This is a genomic window from Mesorhizobium sp. M5C.F.Ca.IN.020.32.2.1, from assembly GCF_004023105.1.
Lineage (GTDB): Bacteria > Pseudomonadota > Alphaproteobacteria > Rhizobiales > Rhizobiaceae > Mesorhizobium > Mesorhizobium wenxiniae.
Genome location: NZ_RZSX01000054.1, coordinates 1 through 13,267, shown reverse-complemented (window position 1 = coordinate 13,267; position 13,267 = coordinate 1). Strand labels below are relative to the sequence as shown.

Here is a 13,267-nt window from a genome sequence, read left to right as displayed (position 1 = left end):
GCCAGCCAGGCACCGGGCGCCAAGGTGCATATGTCAGGCATGCCGTTCACCGACGCCTCCGGCGATCGGTTGCGGAACTGGCTGGGCGTCAGCAACGAAGAATTCTACGACACGACAAAATTCGCCATCGTGCCGATGGGCTTTTGCTTTCCCGGTCAGGATGCCAAGGGCGGCGACCTGCCGCCGCGCCGCGAATGTGCAGCGGCCTGGCGTGCGCCGCTGATGGCACTGATGCCGCGCATCGACCTGGTGCTGACGATTGGCAGCTATGCGCAATCCTGGCACATGGGCGCCGCGCGCCGGCCCTCGCTGACGGAGACGGTGATGGATTGGCGCACCATCTGGGGTGCGCCCAGCAACCCGAAAGTGCTGCCGCTGCCGCATCCGTCGTGGCGCAACACCGGCTGGTTGAAGCGCAATCCGTGGTTTGAAATGGATTTGCTGCCGTTTCTGAGATCGGAAATCCGCTATCGCCTCGGCTGAGGCGTGAGCAAGAAATCACTTGCTTTTGTGCCATTTGGCAGAAATTCTTTCTTGTGAATGGCCATAATAAGAAGGACTATAGCCAATCTATTCCTAGTCTATCCCCGTGGGAGCACCAAATGGACCGCCTTGACAGAAAAATCCTCCGTCTCTTGCAGGAGGACGCGACGCTCGCGGTCGCCGATGTCGCCAAGAAAGTCGGCCTGTCGACCACGCCGTGCTGGCGTCGCATCCAGAAGCTCGAGGAGGAGGGCGTCATCAAGCGGCGCGTCGCCATCCTCGATCATGAAAAGGTCAATGTGCGCGTCACCGTATTCGTGTCGATCCGCACCAATTCGCACAGCCATGAATGGCTGCGGCGCTTTTCGGAGGTCATCCAGGAATTTCCGGAAGTGGTCGAGTTCTACCGCATGAGCGGCGACGTCGACTATCTCTTGCGCGTGGTGGTGCCCGACATCGCTGCTTACGACGCCTTCTACAAGCGGCTGATCGCCAAGATCGAGATTCGCGATGTCTCGTCGTCGTTTGCCATGGAGCAGATCAAGTACACGACCGAAATGCCGCTGGACTACATGGTGCTGGACAAGGAATCGGGCGCCAACGCTGCCTGAGGATTTTTTGCTTAGTTCTTCTTTTTGTTGAGAAAATGCCACGGCGAGTTTGCCGGCTGCGTGATGGTGTCCGGCACCACATCGATATCCACCACTTCCGCCTTGCGCAGCGCGTAGCCCGACTGGATGACGCTGGCGCCGTCGAGAATGAAGAGCTGACTTTTCTCCATGCCCGGCTTCAGGGCACCGGTCACGGAAACCGGCTGGTAAGCCTTCGACATCCTGTAGGGATGCGCAGGCGTGACGAGGACGATCTGATTGGGCGGCGGCGTCGGCATGTGGCTGCACGCACCCGTCCACGGTACCAGCAGGAACTGGTAGACGAGATCGCCCTCGCGATCGACCGGCAGCGCGTACCCCGCCAGTTGGACGGTCTTGTCCCGCAGATTGAGAGACAGCGTCTCGCCATGATCAGGCATTTTTGCCGCGATCATCGGCAAACCGGCACTTTCGGCAGCGGGCTGGGTCGCCGGACGCAGATCCTTCCAGAATATCCGCGCGGTTTCGGCGGAAGCGCTGCCCGCCGCGATGGAAATCAGCACGGCCGCCAGCGCCGCTGTCGATTTGAGACGATTGCTCATCGTGTGCTCTCCATTTGACAGGAGTAAAGCTGCCGTCGCCGACAGCGTCAACGTTCGAGCCGCATCACATGCCGACGCGAGCCGGCCATGCCGATCTCGTGGAATCCGCGGGCCACGAACATGTCTCGGAAGCCCATGAAACGGTAACTCGGCGATGCCTGGTCGACCGGATAGGCCTCGATTGTCCTGGCGCCTTTGGCGAAGGCGTGATCGATGGCCGCGTCGAGCAGTGCGGTTGCCAGCCCTCGGCTGCGCAATGCCCTCGGCACATAGAAGCAGACGATCGACCAGACGCCCGCCTGGCTGTCATCCTGTTGCGGCGACAGCTTGCGGTAGGTCTCGCGCGGCGCCACCGAGCACCAGCCTATTGTCTTGCCTTCCGCATGAGCGACAATGCCGACCGGTGTGGCGGCCGCGATGAGCGCCATCATGGCGCGTTTCCTCTCATCGTTGCCCAGGTGCTCACGGTTATTGAGATTGCGCCAGGCCGTGCACCAGCAATATTTCGGGCCGCCCGCCTGTTCGAACAGATTTTCGAAATCGGCGCGCGTCGATCGCGTCACCTCAGTAAAGTGGATTTCGCCCCAGTCAGCCTTTCCTGGCGAGCCGCTCGAGCGTTTTGGCATCGGAAAGTTCCCTTGCAGCATCCTTGCCGATCCAGCGCGCCGTCTTGTCGGTCGAAACAGCCAGCTTTTGTGCCAGGGCAAGGGCAGCACCGTGCAAATTCATCGATCGCTTGCCGATCGAACGAAGCGCCCAGTTCACCGCCTTCTTCACAAAATTGCGGCCGTCGGTGGCGTGCACTTCGATGATCGACAGGAAGTCGAGAAAGGTCGCCTCTGGTTCATTCTTCCGGTGGACCACCGACCAGGCCATCATGGCAAAAGCCGTGCGTCGAACGAATTCCCGTTCGTCGACTGCGAATTCGGCGATCAGTTCCCTCCAGCAATCAGTATCGACAAAGAGATCGGAGACGCCGTCGACGATATCCCATGAGTCGAAAGTCGCCGCCCATCGTCTTGCATCCGCGGCAGTGAACCGCTTCGGATCGGCCGTGACGGAAGCGATGAACTGCGCTTCCACGATGCCTGTCTGCCATAGCTCGAAGGCACGCTCATGGTTGCGCTTGATTTTCTTGGCAATCTGCCGCTGCACACCATGCGAGATACCGAGCGCACGTTCGATCTTGATGCCGTAGCGCAGCATGCCAAGGCGGTTCTCCTCCGAGCCGACCGAGCGCAGGTGGTCGACAATTTCCTCGGCGCTGGCTTGAGGCGACAGCTCGGCCACGACAATATCTACTTTTCCAATCGCGCCAGCAAAGAGGACGTGTCCCAGCGTTTGCCGCCCATCCCCTGCACATCCTTGTAGAATTGGTCGACAAGTGCCGTCACCGGCAGCTTGGCGCCATTGCGATCGGCCTCCGCCAGGCAGATACCGAGGTCCTTGCGCATCCAGTCGACAGCGAAGCCGAAATCATATTTGCCGGCATTCATCGTCTTGTGGCGGTTCTCCATCTGCCATGAGCCGGCCGCTCCCTTCGAGATCACCTCGATGACTTTGTCGATGTCGAGCCCGGCCTTCTTGCCAAAATGGATGCCTTCAGCCAGCCCTTGGACAAGACCGGCGATGCAGATTTGGTTGATCATCTTGGTGAGCTGGCCCGAGCCGGTCGGGCCCATCAGCCCGACCATACGGGCATAGGCATCGATGACAAGCTTCGCCTGTTCGAAAGCTTTCTGTTCGCCGCCGACCATGACGGTCAGCACGCCATTTTCGGCGCCGGCCTGACCGCCGGAGACCGGTGCGTCGAGGAACGAGAAACCGCCCAGTACCGCCTTCTCGGCCAGTTCGCGCGCGACTTCAGCGGAGGCCGTGGTGTTGTCGATGAAGATGGCTCCCTTCTCCATTGTCTGGAATGCACCCTCGGCTCCAATCGTCACAGCGCGCAGATCGTCGTCATTGCCAACACAGGAAAAGACAAAGTCCTTGCCGTCGGCCGCTTCTGCCGGCGTGTTGGCGGCACTCCCGCCATGCTGGGCAACCCATTGCTCGGCCTTTGCCTTGGTGCGGTTGTAGACGGTGACGTCGTGGCCCCCCTTGTTCCTGAGATGTCCGGCCATTGGATAGCCCATGACGCCAAGACCGAGAAATGCCACCGATGCCATATTTTCGAATCCCTTCAAGCCGTGTTTTCCGGCCTTCTTAGCGGATCAGGCAAAGCTATGGGAGTCAGCGGTGCAGATGTATGGTAATACGACGTTCTACCCACTCGACCGCGTGGCGGAGTATCTCGACAATGATCAGATAGATGATCGCCGCCCAGATATAGGACTGGAAATCGAAAGTGCGCGAATATGTGAGCTTCGTAATGCCCATCAGATCATAGACGGTGATGAGGGCCACGATGGCGGAGCCTTTGATCATCAGGATAATCTCATTGCCATAGGGACGCAGCGCCACGATCAGCGCCTGTGGCAGGATGATCTTGCGCAGTGTTTGCAGTTTGTGCAGGCCAAGCGAGGCAGCGCCTTCCCACTGACCCCTGGGGACGCTCTCGATTGCGCCGCGCAGGATCTCAGCCTGATAGGCTGCCGTATTGAGGGTGAACGAGAAAATGGCGCAGTACCAGGCTTCGCGAAAGAAGCCCCACAGGCCGACAGCTTCAAGTGCCGGTCGAAACGAACCCACTCCATAGTAGATAAGAAAAACTTGGGTCAAAAGCGGAGTGCCGCGGAAGAAGTAGACATAAGCGTAGGCAAAGCTGGACAGGATCCGGTTCTTGGACATCCGCGCGTAGGCGACAGGAACTGAAAGGACGGCTCCCAACACGATCGACACAGCGACAAGCGTGAGAGTCACGCCCAGGCCAGAGATGTAGCCCGGGGCGTATTTTTGGAAGAGTTCGGAATTCCAAGCCTCGACCAAGTATACAATCATGCCGATGCCGAGCACGATCCAGAGACCGACCAACGCATATCCCAATACACGTTGCCGGGACCAGCCGCGCGGTATTGCTGGCGGTTTTTCGACCTTGGTCGCCACGTCGGCTGCTGCCGCGCTCATCGCTGCACCTGTTGTCGACCAACCCTGCGTTCAATGGCATTGATGCCGAAGGACGAGATGATGGCGAGGAGCAGATAGATAAGAGCAGCGACCCCAAAAAAAAGGAATGCGTGCTTGGTGACACGGGCGGCGACGCCGGCTTGCCGCAATATGTCGGCAAGACCGATGGCGGAAACCAGCGCTGTATCCTTGAGCAGGATGAGCCACAGATTGGCAAGGCCTGGCAGGGAAATACGAATAAGCTGCGGCAGCACCACCAGTCGCAGCGTCTGCCAGCCCGACAGGCCAACCGAATAGCCGCCCTCATACTGTCCCTTCGGGATGGCGCGGAACGCGGAGAGGAAGACCTCGCTGGCGTAGGACGAGAAGACGACGCCGAGCGCGATCATGCCGGAAACAAATGCGTTCACTTCGACCGCAGCGGCCGGGTCATACAGGCGCATCAACTGCTGGATGCCGATTTGCGCGCCGTAAAAGATCATGAACAAGGTCAGCAGCTCGGGCAATCCACGAAAGATCGTGGTGTAGATATTGCCGGCCAGCCGCAGCGACGGCTCATTGGACTGCTTGGCCAGTGCGACCAGAAAGCCGATCATCAGACCGACAGGCAGGGTCGCGGCAGCAAGCGAAACGGTGATGAAAACGCCGTAGGCAATGTCGTCGAGCCAGCCCTCGGGTCCCCAACTGAGCAGCGTCCAAACGCTTTGCATCCGCCTGCCTGTTCTCCTCTATGGGTTCTTTGAGAGCAGCGCGGCGTCACTCCTCCTGCGCCGCTCCTTGTGCGAACGGCGGGAATGTCCCGCCGTTCGCTGTCAATCCGGAAGGATTAGGACTCGCCGCCGTAGACATCGTACTTGAAGTACTTGTCGTTGATTTCCTTGTACTTTCCGTTGGCGCGGATGGCGTCGATCGCCTTATTGAACTGATTGACCAACTCGGTATCGCCCTTGCGTACCGCGATGCCGGCGCCCGGCCCATGGATCTCGATGTCGGGCGTGATCGCACCGATCAGCTTGCAGCAGGCGCCGTCCGGCGTGGCAAGCCAGCCTTCGAGAACAGTGATATCGTCGTTGACCGCGTCAACGCGGCCATTAGCGAGATCGAGCTGGTATTCTTGCGCGGTCGGGTACGGCTTGATTGTACTGTCGGTATAAGCCTTGGTTGAATAATTGAAGTGGGTGGTGGACGCCTGCACGCCGATCGTCTTGCCGGCCAGGTCCTCCTTAGTCACGCCCTTGATGTCGCTGTCCTTGGGCGCGGCGATCGCCGGCGGCGTGTTGTAGTATTTGTTGGTGAAGTCGACCTTCTCGGCACGCTCCGGCGTAATCGACATCGAGGCGACGATGGCGTCGAACTTGCCGGCCTGAAGCGCCGGGATAATGCCGTCCCAATCCTGCGCGACGAAGGTGCACTTCACCTTCATCTCTTCGCAAAGCGCGTTGGCGATGTCGATGTCGAAGCCCACGAGCTGGCCATCGGCAGTCAGGTTGTTGAATGGCGGATAGGCTCCCTCCGTGCCGATCCTCAAGGTTTTCTCCTGGGCCTGGGCAACGCCCAGGGTCAGCAGCGCGGCCGATGCGGCGAGCGCTATACGCAGTGCAGTACGCATGATGGTCCTCTCTGTATGTTTCCCGGCCGTCGTTCCAAACGGCTCTGTGGGCGGTTCTTTTGACCGCCCGCTGACGCGATACTCCCATTCTTTCCCAAGAAAAAGCAACTATAAAACCGTTGCTTGCGAGGGTTCGCATTCCCAGACAATGCTGACGTTGGGGCAGGCACACCAAGGAGGAATTTGGGGGCGGCCGAATGCTCCTTCAGCAGTACCCTCAGCGCGTCAAACCTGTCGCGCGCTCGATGAAGTCGGCTATCGATTTCGTGTAGTCGAGATCGAAGACAGGCAGCCTTTCGTCCGCTAAGGCGAAGTCGGCGGCGATGGCGATGATATGCGGATCATGTGCCGAAAGCGGTGTCCGGTCCTTAGTCTCCAGCCGCCGCGTTTCGATCTTGCTGTGCGCCTCGCGCTTGTAGCCTTCGACCAGAACGATGTCGGAGGTGCCGAGCCGTGACAGGATCGCCTCAAGCGTCGGCTCGTCCTCGCCGCGCAATTCGTGCATCAGCGCCCAGCGCCTGTCAGACACGATGGCGACTTCAGTGGCTCCGGCCTGCCGGTGGCGAAAACTGTCCGCCCCCGGTTTATCGATGTCGAAATCATGATGGGCGTGTTTCACCGTCGAGACTTTCCAGCCACGCCGAACGAGTTCGGCGACCAGCTTTTCGGTCAGTGTCGTCTTGCCGGAATTCTTCCAGCCGGTGATACCGAAGACGCGTCTCATCATGGCTTCATGCTCTGCAACAGACGTTCGGCCCGGGCCAGGTCGTCTGACGTGTTGACGTTGAAGAAAGGGTCGTGCAGATGGCCTCCCGAGATCAGCATCGGGAATTCCACATCGACAAAGTCATGCCGGTCGATGAAAGCGGAAACCCGCCTGACATCTTCATCGACCAGAAAACGCCTCAAGGCGTCGTGGAGCCCCAGCGGCCAGAGCGCGAATGTCGGATGCCGTTTGCCGCCGGAACAGGCGACGGCGATCGCGCCGGGACGTTCGTCGACTGCCGCGGCCAGCCGCTCGACCAGATTTTCGGGCAGGAACGGTGTATCGCCCGCAGCCGTGACAACTGCCTCACAGGCCGTGTTCGCGGCAGCCCATTCGAGGCCGGTCAGGATCCCGGCGAGCGGTCCGGCGAACCCTTTCACCGTATCGGCAACCACCGGAAGCCCAACCCCGGCAAACCGTGCCGGGTCGTCATTGGCGCTGAGCACCAGCGGACCGACCTGCGCAGCAAAGCGCGCAACGACATGGTCCTGCAGGCTGCCGCCGCCGAGCGCAAGCAGGCCCTTGTCGCCGCCGCCCATCCGCCGCGACTGACCACCGGCCAGAATGACGCCGGCAATGTCTTTAGTCATCGTCTTTCGTCCATGCGGTCACTCGCCGCGATCGGCAAGCTATATGCCGTCAGGCGCCATGTCGGGTCCAGCGCTTTCGGCGGCTGTCTTTCGCCGGCCGACGATCCGTTCGCGGTAGAGAGCGTAGAGGCCGGAACCGACAATGACGCCGGCGCCGAAGATCATCGGCAGGTCGGGGACGTCGCCGAAGATGAACAGGCCAAGCAGGATCGACCAGAGCAGGGCTGTGTAGCGGAATGGCGCGATGAACGAGATGTCGCCCTCCCGCATCGCCATGATGATGAACTGGTAACCGATGACCACTAGCACTGCCGCCAATGCCAGCAACGCTGTGCTTTCTCCCGTCATCGGTGTCCACCCACCCATTGGCTCAAGCAGCGCCGCGCCGAGCACTGTCATGGCAAGTGCCGTGGCAGTCGACACCAGCAATGTCGGAACGGCTAGCGGTATCCGCTTGGTGGCGAGGTCTCGCACCGCACAACAGGCGACACAGGCCAGCGCCAGCAGCGAATAGACACTGAATCCTTCGAAGCCGGGCCGCACGATAATCAGCACCCCGGCAAAGCCGATGGCGATGGCCAGCCAGCGCCGCCAGCCGACGCCTTCGTTGAACACAAGTGCTGCGCCCATCGTCACCGCCAGCGGCAGCGCCTGCAGCACGGCCGAGACGTTGGCGATTGGCAGATGCGCCAAAGCAACCAGGAACGACACAGTAGCGCCGGCTTCGCCGGCGACGCGCACCGCAACCATCGGCTGCAGCATCGAGCCGGGCAGGGCAAGCGCACCGCGTTGCCAGGCAAGCAGGCCTACGAAAAGCGAAGCGAAGGCGCCGCGGATCAGCATGACCTGCGCCATGTTCATGGATTCCGACGAGACTTTGGTGATCGCGTCGTTGAGCGTGAAACCAATCATGGCCACCACCATGAACAGCGCGCCGCGAAGATTTGGGGAAAGAAGCAAAGGCGTTACCGGTTGCGTTTTGCATCAAGCCTGTAGCAGCCGGTCATAAGACAGCAACGTCAAAGGGCTGGGCCACAGCCTTTCGCGTGGCCCAGCGATGTCTGATGTTCCAGGACAGCAGAACTTAGTTTGGCGTCAGCATTTCGGTGCCATTGCCTTCCTTGCCGGCAATCGTCCACAGGCCGTGCAGCGAGCCGTCCTCCTGTACCTTATAGACGACAAGGCCGACCGCCTTGCCCATGACATAGCCTGCCGAGAAGGCATCGTCGTTTCGCATGCAGATGCCGTCCGAGGACGAGCCGCCTGTCTCCCAGTGGATTGCGCAGGTCGTCTCGCTGGTCAGCGTGATGGTTGCCTCGCCGCCATAGGACGATCCGTCAAAATTGGTGCCGGCGACCGTATAGGTGCCGCCGATCGACTGGGCGGCCGCGGGCACGGCCGCGAGCCCAAGCAATGCAAGAGAAAGACTGAATTTGCGCATGTTGTAGTCCCCCACCGAGCGAGGATCCGCTCCCGAGCAGGAGGCTAGGCTGGAACGTTTCGCCAGTAAATCGGCAACCGGCTGCGGACCAGTCTTTTTCTGGGTGTGATCGAGAAGATCAGCCGCCGGTGACGCTCATGTGCCGCGACACCGACGGGCGATTGGTCCGGCGGTCGATGATGAAATCATGGCCCTTCGGCTTGCGGCCAATGGCTTCATCGATGGCGTCGGCGACCAGTTCATTGCCTTCGGATGCACGCAACGGTGCACGCAGATCGGCGGCGTCCTCCTGGCCGAGGCACATATAGAGCGTGCCGGTGCAGGTCAGCCGGACGCGGTTGCAGCTTTCGCAGAAATTATGCGTCATCGGCGTGATGAAGCCGAGCCTGCCACCGGTCTCGGCGACATGGACGTAGCGAGCCGGACCACCGGTCTTGTAGGGGATGTCGGACAGCGTGAACTGCCGCTCCAGCGCTGCACGCAGCAGCGACAGCGGCAGATACTGGTCGGTACGGTCGGCGTCGATCTCGCCCATTGGCATGGTTTCGATGACCGTCAACTCCATGCCGCGGCCATGCGCCCAGCGCAGCATCTCCGGCAGCTCGGCGTCGTTGAAATCCTTCAGCGCCACCGCATTGAGCTTTACCTTCAGCCCCGCTGCCTGCGCAGCGTCGATGCCCTCCATGACCTTGTCGAGATTGCCCCAGCGGGTAATCTGGCGGAATTTTTCCGGGTCCAGGGTGTCCAGTGAGACGTTGATCCGCTTGACCCCGCAATCGGCGAGTTCAGCGGCAAAGCGCGAAAGCTGCGAGCCGTTGGTGGTCAGCGTCAGTTCTTCCAGAGCGCCGCTTTCGAGATGACGCGAAATCTGACGCACTAGATGCATGATGTTCTTGCGCACCAGCGGCTCGCCGCCGGTAAGACGCAGTTTCCTGACACCCTTTTCGATGAAAACCGTGCACAGCCGGTCGAGCTCTTCCAGCGACAGCAGATCCTTCTTTGGAAGGAACGCCATGTCCTCGGCCATGCAATAGGTGCAGCGGAAGTCGCAGCGGTCGGTGACCGACACCCTGAGATAGCTGATCGTGCGACCAAAAGGATCGATCATGTCCATGCTAGTGCATTTCCCGTGGCTGCGAACGGCATCGTTATATATGGCTATGTGATACGATCCAACCTGCCATTCAAGATAAGAAGTTTCGATCCTAGGTCACATCGCGCCACCGACAGATTGTGTCGGAAGTTTCGAAGCGGCCTTTTCCCGCCGCACGAAGCGGCGTAGGGAAAGGACAGATGATGCGGGACCTATCACCATGACGGCGCCGAAGGAACTGAGGGTCTCGAAGGACCGCAGGCTGCTTACCGTGACGTTCCCTGACCATCAGCCGTTCGAGTTGCCGGCGGAGTTTCTGCGCGTTGCCTCGCCATCGGCCGAAGTGCAGGGCCATTCGCCCGAACAGCGTGTGACCGTTCCCGGCAAGCGCAACGTTGCGATCCTGAAGATCGAACCAGTCGGCAACTATGCCGTCCGCATCACCTTCGACGATTTCCACGATACCGGCATCTTCACCTGGAACTACCTGCATACGCTGGGTCATGAGCAGGAGGCCCGCTGGAATGCCTACTTAGCCGAGCTGGCGGAAAAGGGCCTCAGCCGCGATCGTTAGCTGGCCGCCATCCTGTCGTCAGAACATCATGGATCGGGAGTAACGGCGGCTGGACTATCCGGAGGCAAGAATGTCCATCATAACCACGGTCGAACAGCTCGAAGCGCTCTATGGCCTGCCCGGCGAGACCTCGCTGGTCAAGGAACTCGACCATGTGATTCCCGAGTACGCCGCCTTCATCGAGGCCTCGCCTTTTGCCGCGCTCGCGACCAGCGGGCCGGAAGGGCTGGATTGCTCGCCGCGCGGCGATCTCGCCGGCTTCGTTCGCATCCATGATCCGAAAACCCTGATGATGCCGGACCGGCGCGGCAACAACCGTGCCGATTCGCTAAAAAACATCATTCGCGATCCGCGCGTCGGCCTGTTGTTCCTGGTCCCAGGCTCCGGCACGACGCTGCGCGTCAACGGCCGCGCCCACATCACCATGGATGCCGCGCTCTGTGCGTCGTTCAGCGTCGACGGCAAGCCGGCGCGCTCGGTCACGGTCATCAAGGTCGATTCGGTCTCTTTCCAGTGCGCTCGCGCCATTGTCCGGTCGGAACTGTGGAACCCGGCGAGGCATGTCGACCCAAAATCACTACCGACACCCGGAAAGATCCTGGAAATCACCAGCCGGAAAGGCATCGACGGCGAGGCTTACGACAAGGAATGGCCGGAGCGCGCGAAAAAGTCTATGTGGTGAGCGGATCGTTCCGCGAGCTCCATCCTTTTGTTTGAGCATCGGATTTTCCCAAAACCGGTTTCCCCGTTTGGGCCCGATGCTCCAGTCACGCTTCCTTGAGGACGTCGGCAATCTTGCGCATCTGCTCGCCGATCATGTCGCATTGCTCCGGCGTCGACTGGCTCATCGCTTTCTCGATCAGCGCCATATGGACCTTCAGCGCCTGCATCAGCAGTTCCGTGCCGGCTTCGGTCAAGGTCAGCCGCAGCACCCGCTTGTCTTTCTGATCGCCTTCGCGGCGCAGCAGGCCGCGTGTTTCGAGTTGCGGCAGCAGCATGGTGATGTTGGAGCGGCCGACCAGCAGCCGGCGGGCGAGATCGTGCTGCGACATGCCGGGATGGCGGTAAAGGTTCATCAGCACGTCGAGCTGCGCCGGCTTCAGGTCCAGCGGCGCGAGCTTCGCCGCCAGCGTGCGCTCCAGCACATGGCAAGCGCGCGCCACCGCGACCCAGTTGCGAAAACGCGGGTTGTCCCAGGGCAGCTCTTGTTTAATGTTCATGTTTGAACTATTATGTTCATGCTTGAACGAATGGATGGATCGCCACTATGGCATCATTTGGGTTGAAGGTCATCCGGGGCGTGTTTGCCGCTGCCGAACACGTGGCTCCCCGCCTCACCGGGCGCGCGGCATTCGAACTGTTCTGCCGCACGCCGAACGCAAAGGTTCTCAGCGACGGCGAGCGGCGCGCCGTCGACCGTGCCGCCGGCTTCATGGCCGAGGCGCGCCATCGTCGGCTGAAGGCCAAAAACGGGTGCGTCATGGTGCATGAGTTCAGGCCCGAGCCGGGCAGGCGGGCCGCCGGCACGGTGCTCGTCATCCATGGCTGGCGTTCGCGCACCGAATATATGCGCACGCTGATCGAAGGGTATCGCGACGCCGGTTACAAGGTTGTCTCGCTCGACTTGCCGGGCCATGGCCAATCGCAGGGCCGCCGGCTCACATTGGTCAGCGCTGTCGAAGCTGCACGCCTCACCGGCGAATGGTTTGGCCCGTTCGTGGCGGTCGTCGGCCATTCCTTCGGCGGTGCCGTCGCCGCCAATGCCGTCGTCGGTTCGGTCAAGAACATTCCGCCGCTGGCGGCCGAGCGGCTGGTGTTGATCGCGGCGCCGAGTTCCCTGCCGGCGATCTTCGATGATTTCAGCCGCATGCTCAATGTCGGCCGACGCTCGCAGGCCGCCATGGCCGACCGGGTCGAACGTATCGCTGGCCGGCCGCTGCACGAATTCGTCGGCGACCGCCAGCTTGCCAGCACGCCGGTGCCAACGCTGGTCATCCATGCGCCGGACGACCGCGAAGTGTCCGCCGACCATGCAAGGCTCTATGCTGGCGCCGGCGACCATGTGCGGCTTTACTGGGCCGATGGGCTCGGCCATCGCCGCATTCTCGCCGATAGGGGCGTGGTCGAGCGTGCGATCGGTTTCGTTGCCGAACACCGGGAACCGTCGCTGCTGCATTGACCTGAACATCTTGTTTCTCCTGTCCGAACACGAGTTCGGCCGCCATCGTTTGTCACACCGTGTCGGTGCCAGCCAGGACCTTCCACGCCGCCATAGCCCCGGTCACCGTCGCAAGAAGGGCGGCGCGCGATGCGCCGTCGCGCGCCTGGATCGACATGCCGTGCTGCACCGTCGCATAGAAGGTCGCGGCAGTGCGGCAGTCGAAATTTTCCGGCAATTCGCCTTCCGCCACGCCACGTTCCAGCCGACTCAGCAAAGCTGCGCGGCTTTCAGC

General features: G+C 61.0%; 18 protein-coding genes and 1 pseudogene. 5 read left to right on the top strand and 14 right to left on the bottom strand.

Features of this window, described 5'->3' with window-relative positions:
* Together EOA86_RS04660 and EOA86_RS04655 are read left to right on the top strand one after the other, a co-directional pair.
* Nucleotides 1–483, top strand: a 483-nt coding sequence (locus tag EOA86_RS04660) for a uracil-DNA glycosylase family protein (RefSeq protein ID WP_245497131.1), incomplete at its 5' end; no start/stop codon positions are given.
* A 119-nt stretch (nucleotides 484–602) separates the two neighbouring features.
* The gene (locus tag EOA86_RS04655; protein WP_006333679.1) at nucleotides 603–1,094 is read left to right on the top strand and encodes an Lrp/AsnC family transcriptional regulator; all 492 of its coding nucleotides are present in this window, start codon (nucleotides 603–605) and stop codon (nucleotides 1,092–1,094) included.
* Nucleotides 1,095–1,105: 11 nt separating this feature from the next.
* Here EOA86_RS04655 and EOA86_RS04650 read toward each other — a convergent pair whose 3' ends face one another.
* The 12 genes from EOA86_RS04650 to moaA all read right to left on the bottom strand — a co-directional run bounded on the left by EOA86_RS04650 (nucleotide 1,106) and on the right by moaA (nucleotide 10,261).
* Entirely contained in the window at nucleotides 1,106–1,675 is a 570-nt protein-coding gene (locus EOA86_RS04650; RefSeq protein ID WP_128340842.1) for a DUF3299 domain-containing protein, read from the bottom strand.
* Between the two features lie 47 nt (nucleotides 1,676–1,722).
* Nucleotides 1,723–2,301: a GNAT family N-acetyltransferase gene (locus EOA86_RS04645; protein ID WP_128340841.1), complete on the bottom strand. Its 579-nt coding sequence runs from the start codon at nucleotides 2,299–2,301 to the stop codon at nucleotides 1,723–1,725.
* Nucleotides 2,264–2,965, bottom strand: a complete 702-nt coding sequence (locus tag EOA86_RS04640) for a DNA alkylation repair protein (RefSeq protein WP_065010013.1) — start codon at nucleotides 2,963–2,965, stop codon at nucleotides 2,264–2,266. Before EOA86_RS04640 ends, EOA86_RS04645 begins: the two co-directional genes overlap by 38 nt.
* Before the next feature lie 8 nt (nucleotides 2,966–2,973).
* Nucleotides 2,974–3,843 carry an NAD(P)-dependent oxidoreductase gene (locus EOA86_RS04635; RefSeq protein WP_127211844.1) on the bottom strand — a complete coding sequence of 290 codons (870 nt, stop codon included), beginning with the start codon at nucleotides 3,841–3,843 and terminating at the stop codon, nucleotides 2,974–2,976.
* Between the two features lie 64 nt (nucleotides 3,844–3,907).
* Nucleotides 3,908–4,741 carry an ABC transporter permease gene (locus tag EOA86_RS04630; protein WP_127211845.1) on the bottom strand — a complete coding sequence of 278 codons (834 nt, stop codon included), beginning with the start codon at nucleotides 4,739–4,741 and terminating at the stop codon, nucleotides 3,908–3,910.
* Nucleotides 4,738–5,451 carry an ABC transporter permease gene (locus EOA86_RS04625; RefSeq protein ID WP_127211846.1) on the bottom strand — a complete coding sequence of 238 codons (714 nt, stop codon included), beginning with the start codon at nucleotides 5,449–5,451 and terminating at the stop codon, nucleotides 4,738–4,740. The genes EOA86_RS04630 and EOA86_RS04625 overlap by 4 nt, the downstream gene beginning before the upstream one ends.
* A 116-nt stretch (nucleotides 5,452–5,567) precedes the next feature.
* Nucleotides 5,568–6,350, bottom strand: a complete 783-nt coding sequence (locus EOA86_RS04620; RefSeq protein ID WP_127211438.1) for an ABC transporter substrate-binding protein — start codon at nucleotides 6,348–6,350, stop codon at nucleotides 5,568–5,570.
* Nucleotides 6,351–6,567: 217 nt separating this feature from the next.
* Entirely contained in the window at nucleotides 6,568–7,077 is a 510-nt protein-coding gene (gene mobB / locus EOA86_RS04615; RefSeq protein WP_128340840.1) for a molybdopterin-guanine dinucleotide biosynthesis protein B, read from the bottom strand.
* Nucleotides 7,074–7,706 carry a molybdenum cofactor guanylyltransferase MobA gene (gene mobA, locus EOA86_RS04610; protein WP_127211436.1) on the bottom strand — a complete coding sequence of 211 codons (633 nt, stop codon included), beginning with the start codon at nucleotides 7,704–7,706 and terminating at the stop codon, nucleotides 7,074–7,076. Before mobA ends, mobB begins: the two co-directional genes overlap by 4 nt.
* Nucleotides 7,707–7,745: 39 nt before the next feature.
* Entirely contained in the window at nucleotides 7,746–8,666 is a 921-nt protein-coding gene (locus EOA86_RS04605; protein WP_128340839.1) for a DMT family transporter, read from the bottom strand.
* A 124-nt stretch (nucleotides 8,667–8,790) separates the two neighbouring features.
* Nucleotides 8,791–9,147, bottom strand: a complete 357-nt coding sequence (locus EOA86_RS04600) for a hypothetical protein (protein WP_127211434.1) — start codon at nucleotides 9,145–9,147, stop codon at nucleotides 8,791–8,793.
* A 118-nt stretch (nucleotides 9,148–9,265) separates the two neighbouring features.
* Complete coding sequence (moaA, locus tag EOA86_RS04595; protein ID WP_128340838.1) at nucleotides 9,266–10,261, bottom strand: GTP 3',8-cyclase MoaA; 996 nt, start codon at nucleotides 10,259–10,261, stop codon at nucleotides 9,266–9,268.
* Between the two features lie 193 nt (nucleotides 10,262–10,454).
* On the opposite strand from moaA, the gene EOA86_RS04590 reads away from it, so the two are divergent.
* Nucleotides 10,455–10,814 carry a DUF971 domain-containing protein gene (locus EOA86_RS04590; protein WP_206073410.1) on the top strand — a complete coding sequence of 120 codons (360 nt, stop codon included), beginning with the start codon at nucleotides 10,455–10,457 and terminating at the stop codon, nucleotides 10,812–10,814.
* A gap of 70 nt (nucleotides 10,815–10,884) precedes the next feature.
* A complete protein-coding gene (locus tag EOA86_RS04585; protein WP_128340837.1) occupies nucleotides 10,885–11,496 on the top strand; it encodes a pyridoxamine 5'-phosphate oxidase family protein in 612 nt (203 codons plus the stop codon).
* Between the two features lie 85 nt (nucleotides 11,497–11,581).
* Here the strand turns inward: EOA86_RS04585 and EOA86_RS04580 are convergent, their stop codons facing one another.
* Nucleotides 11,582–12,034, bottom strand: a complete 453-nt coding sequence (locus EOA86_RS04580; RefSeq protein ID WP_029352506.1) for a MarR family transcriptional regulator — start codon at nucleotides 12,032–12,034, stop codon at nucleotides 11,582–11,584.
* Nucleotides 12,035–12,081: 47 nt separating this feature from the next.
* Between EOA86_RS04580 and EOA86_RS04575 the strand changes: the two genes are divergently transcribed.
* Entirely contained in the window at nucleotides 12,082–12,993 is a 912-nt protein-coding gene (locus EOA86_RS04575; RefSeq protein WP_128340836.1) for an alpha/beta hydrolase, read from the top strand.
* Between the two features lie 52 nt (nucleotides 12,994–13,045).
* Here EOA86_RS04575 and EOA86_RS04570 read toward each other — a convergent pair.
* Nucleotides 13,046–13,267, bottom strand: a pseudogene (locus EOA86_RS04570) (TetR/AcrR family transcriptional regulator); the annotation flags it as partial.

Excerpts from the sequence above, each read along its gene's own strand:
- EOA86_RS04650 (WP_128340842.1), bottom strand. The coding sequence starts at position 1,675 with ATGAGCAATCGTCTCAAATCGACAGCGGCGCTGGCGGCCGTGCTGATT.
- EOA86_RS04585 (WP_128340837.1), top strand. The coding sequence starts at position 10,885 with ATGTCCATCATAACCACGGTCGAACAGCTCGAAGCGCTCTATGGCCTG.
- mobB (WP_128340840.1), bottom strand. The coding sequence starts at position 7,077 with ATGATGAGACGCGTCTTCGGTATCACCGGCTGGAAGAATTCCGGCAAG.
- EOA86_RS04630 (WP_127211845.1), bottom strand. The coding sequence starts at position 4,741 with ATGAGCGCGGCAGCAGCCGACGTGGCGACCAAGGTCGAAAAACCGCCA.
- mobA (WP_127211436.1), bottom strand. The coding sequence starts at position 7,706 with ATGACTAAAGACATTGCCGGCGTCATTCTGGCCGGTGGTCAGTCGCGG.
- EOA86_RS04575 (WP_128340836.1), top strand. The coding sequence starts at position 12,082 with ATGGCATCATTTGGGTTGAAGGTCATCCGGGGCGTGTTTGCCGCTGCC.
- EOA86_RS04655 (WP_006333679.1), top strand. The coding sequence starts at position 603 with ATGGACCGCCTTGACAGAAAAATCCTCCGTCTCTTGCAGGAGGACGCG.
- moaA (WP_128340838.1), bottom strand. The coding sequence starts at position 10,261 with ATGGACATGATCGATCCTTTTGGTCGCACGATCAGCTATCTCAGGGTG.
- EOA86_RS04625 (WP_127211846.1), bottom strand. The coding sequence starts at position 5,451 with ATGCAAAGCGTTTGGACGCTGCTCAGTTGGGGACCCGAGGGCTGGCTC.
- EOA86_RS04580 (WP_029352506.1), bottom strand. The coding sequence starts at position 12,034 with ATGAACATTAAACAAGAGCTGCCCTGGGACAACCCGCGTTTTCGCAAC.
- EOA86_RS04645 (WP_128340841.1), bottom strand. The coding sequence starts at position 2,301 with ATGCCAAAACGCTCGAGCGGCTCGCCAGGAAAGGCTGACTGGGGCGAA.
- EOA86_RS04620 (WP_127211438.1), bottom strand. The coding sequence starts at position 6,350 with ATGCGTACTGCACTGCGTATAGCGCTCGCCGCATCGGCCGCGCTGCTG.
- EOA86_RS04635 (WP_127211844.1), bottom strand. The coding sequence starts at position 3,843 with ATGGCATCGGTGGCATTTCTCGGTCTTGGCGTCATGGGCTATCCAATG.
- EOA86_RS04600 (WP_127211434.1), bottom strand. The coding sequence starts at position 9,147 with ATGCGCAAATTCAGTCTTTCTCTTGCATTGCTTGGGCTCGCGGCCGTG.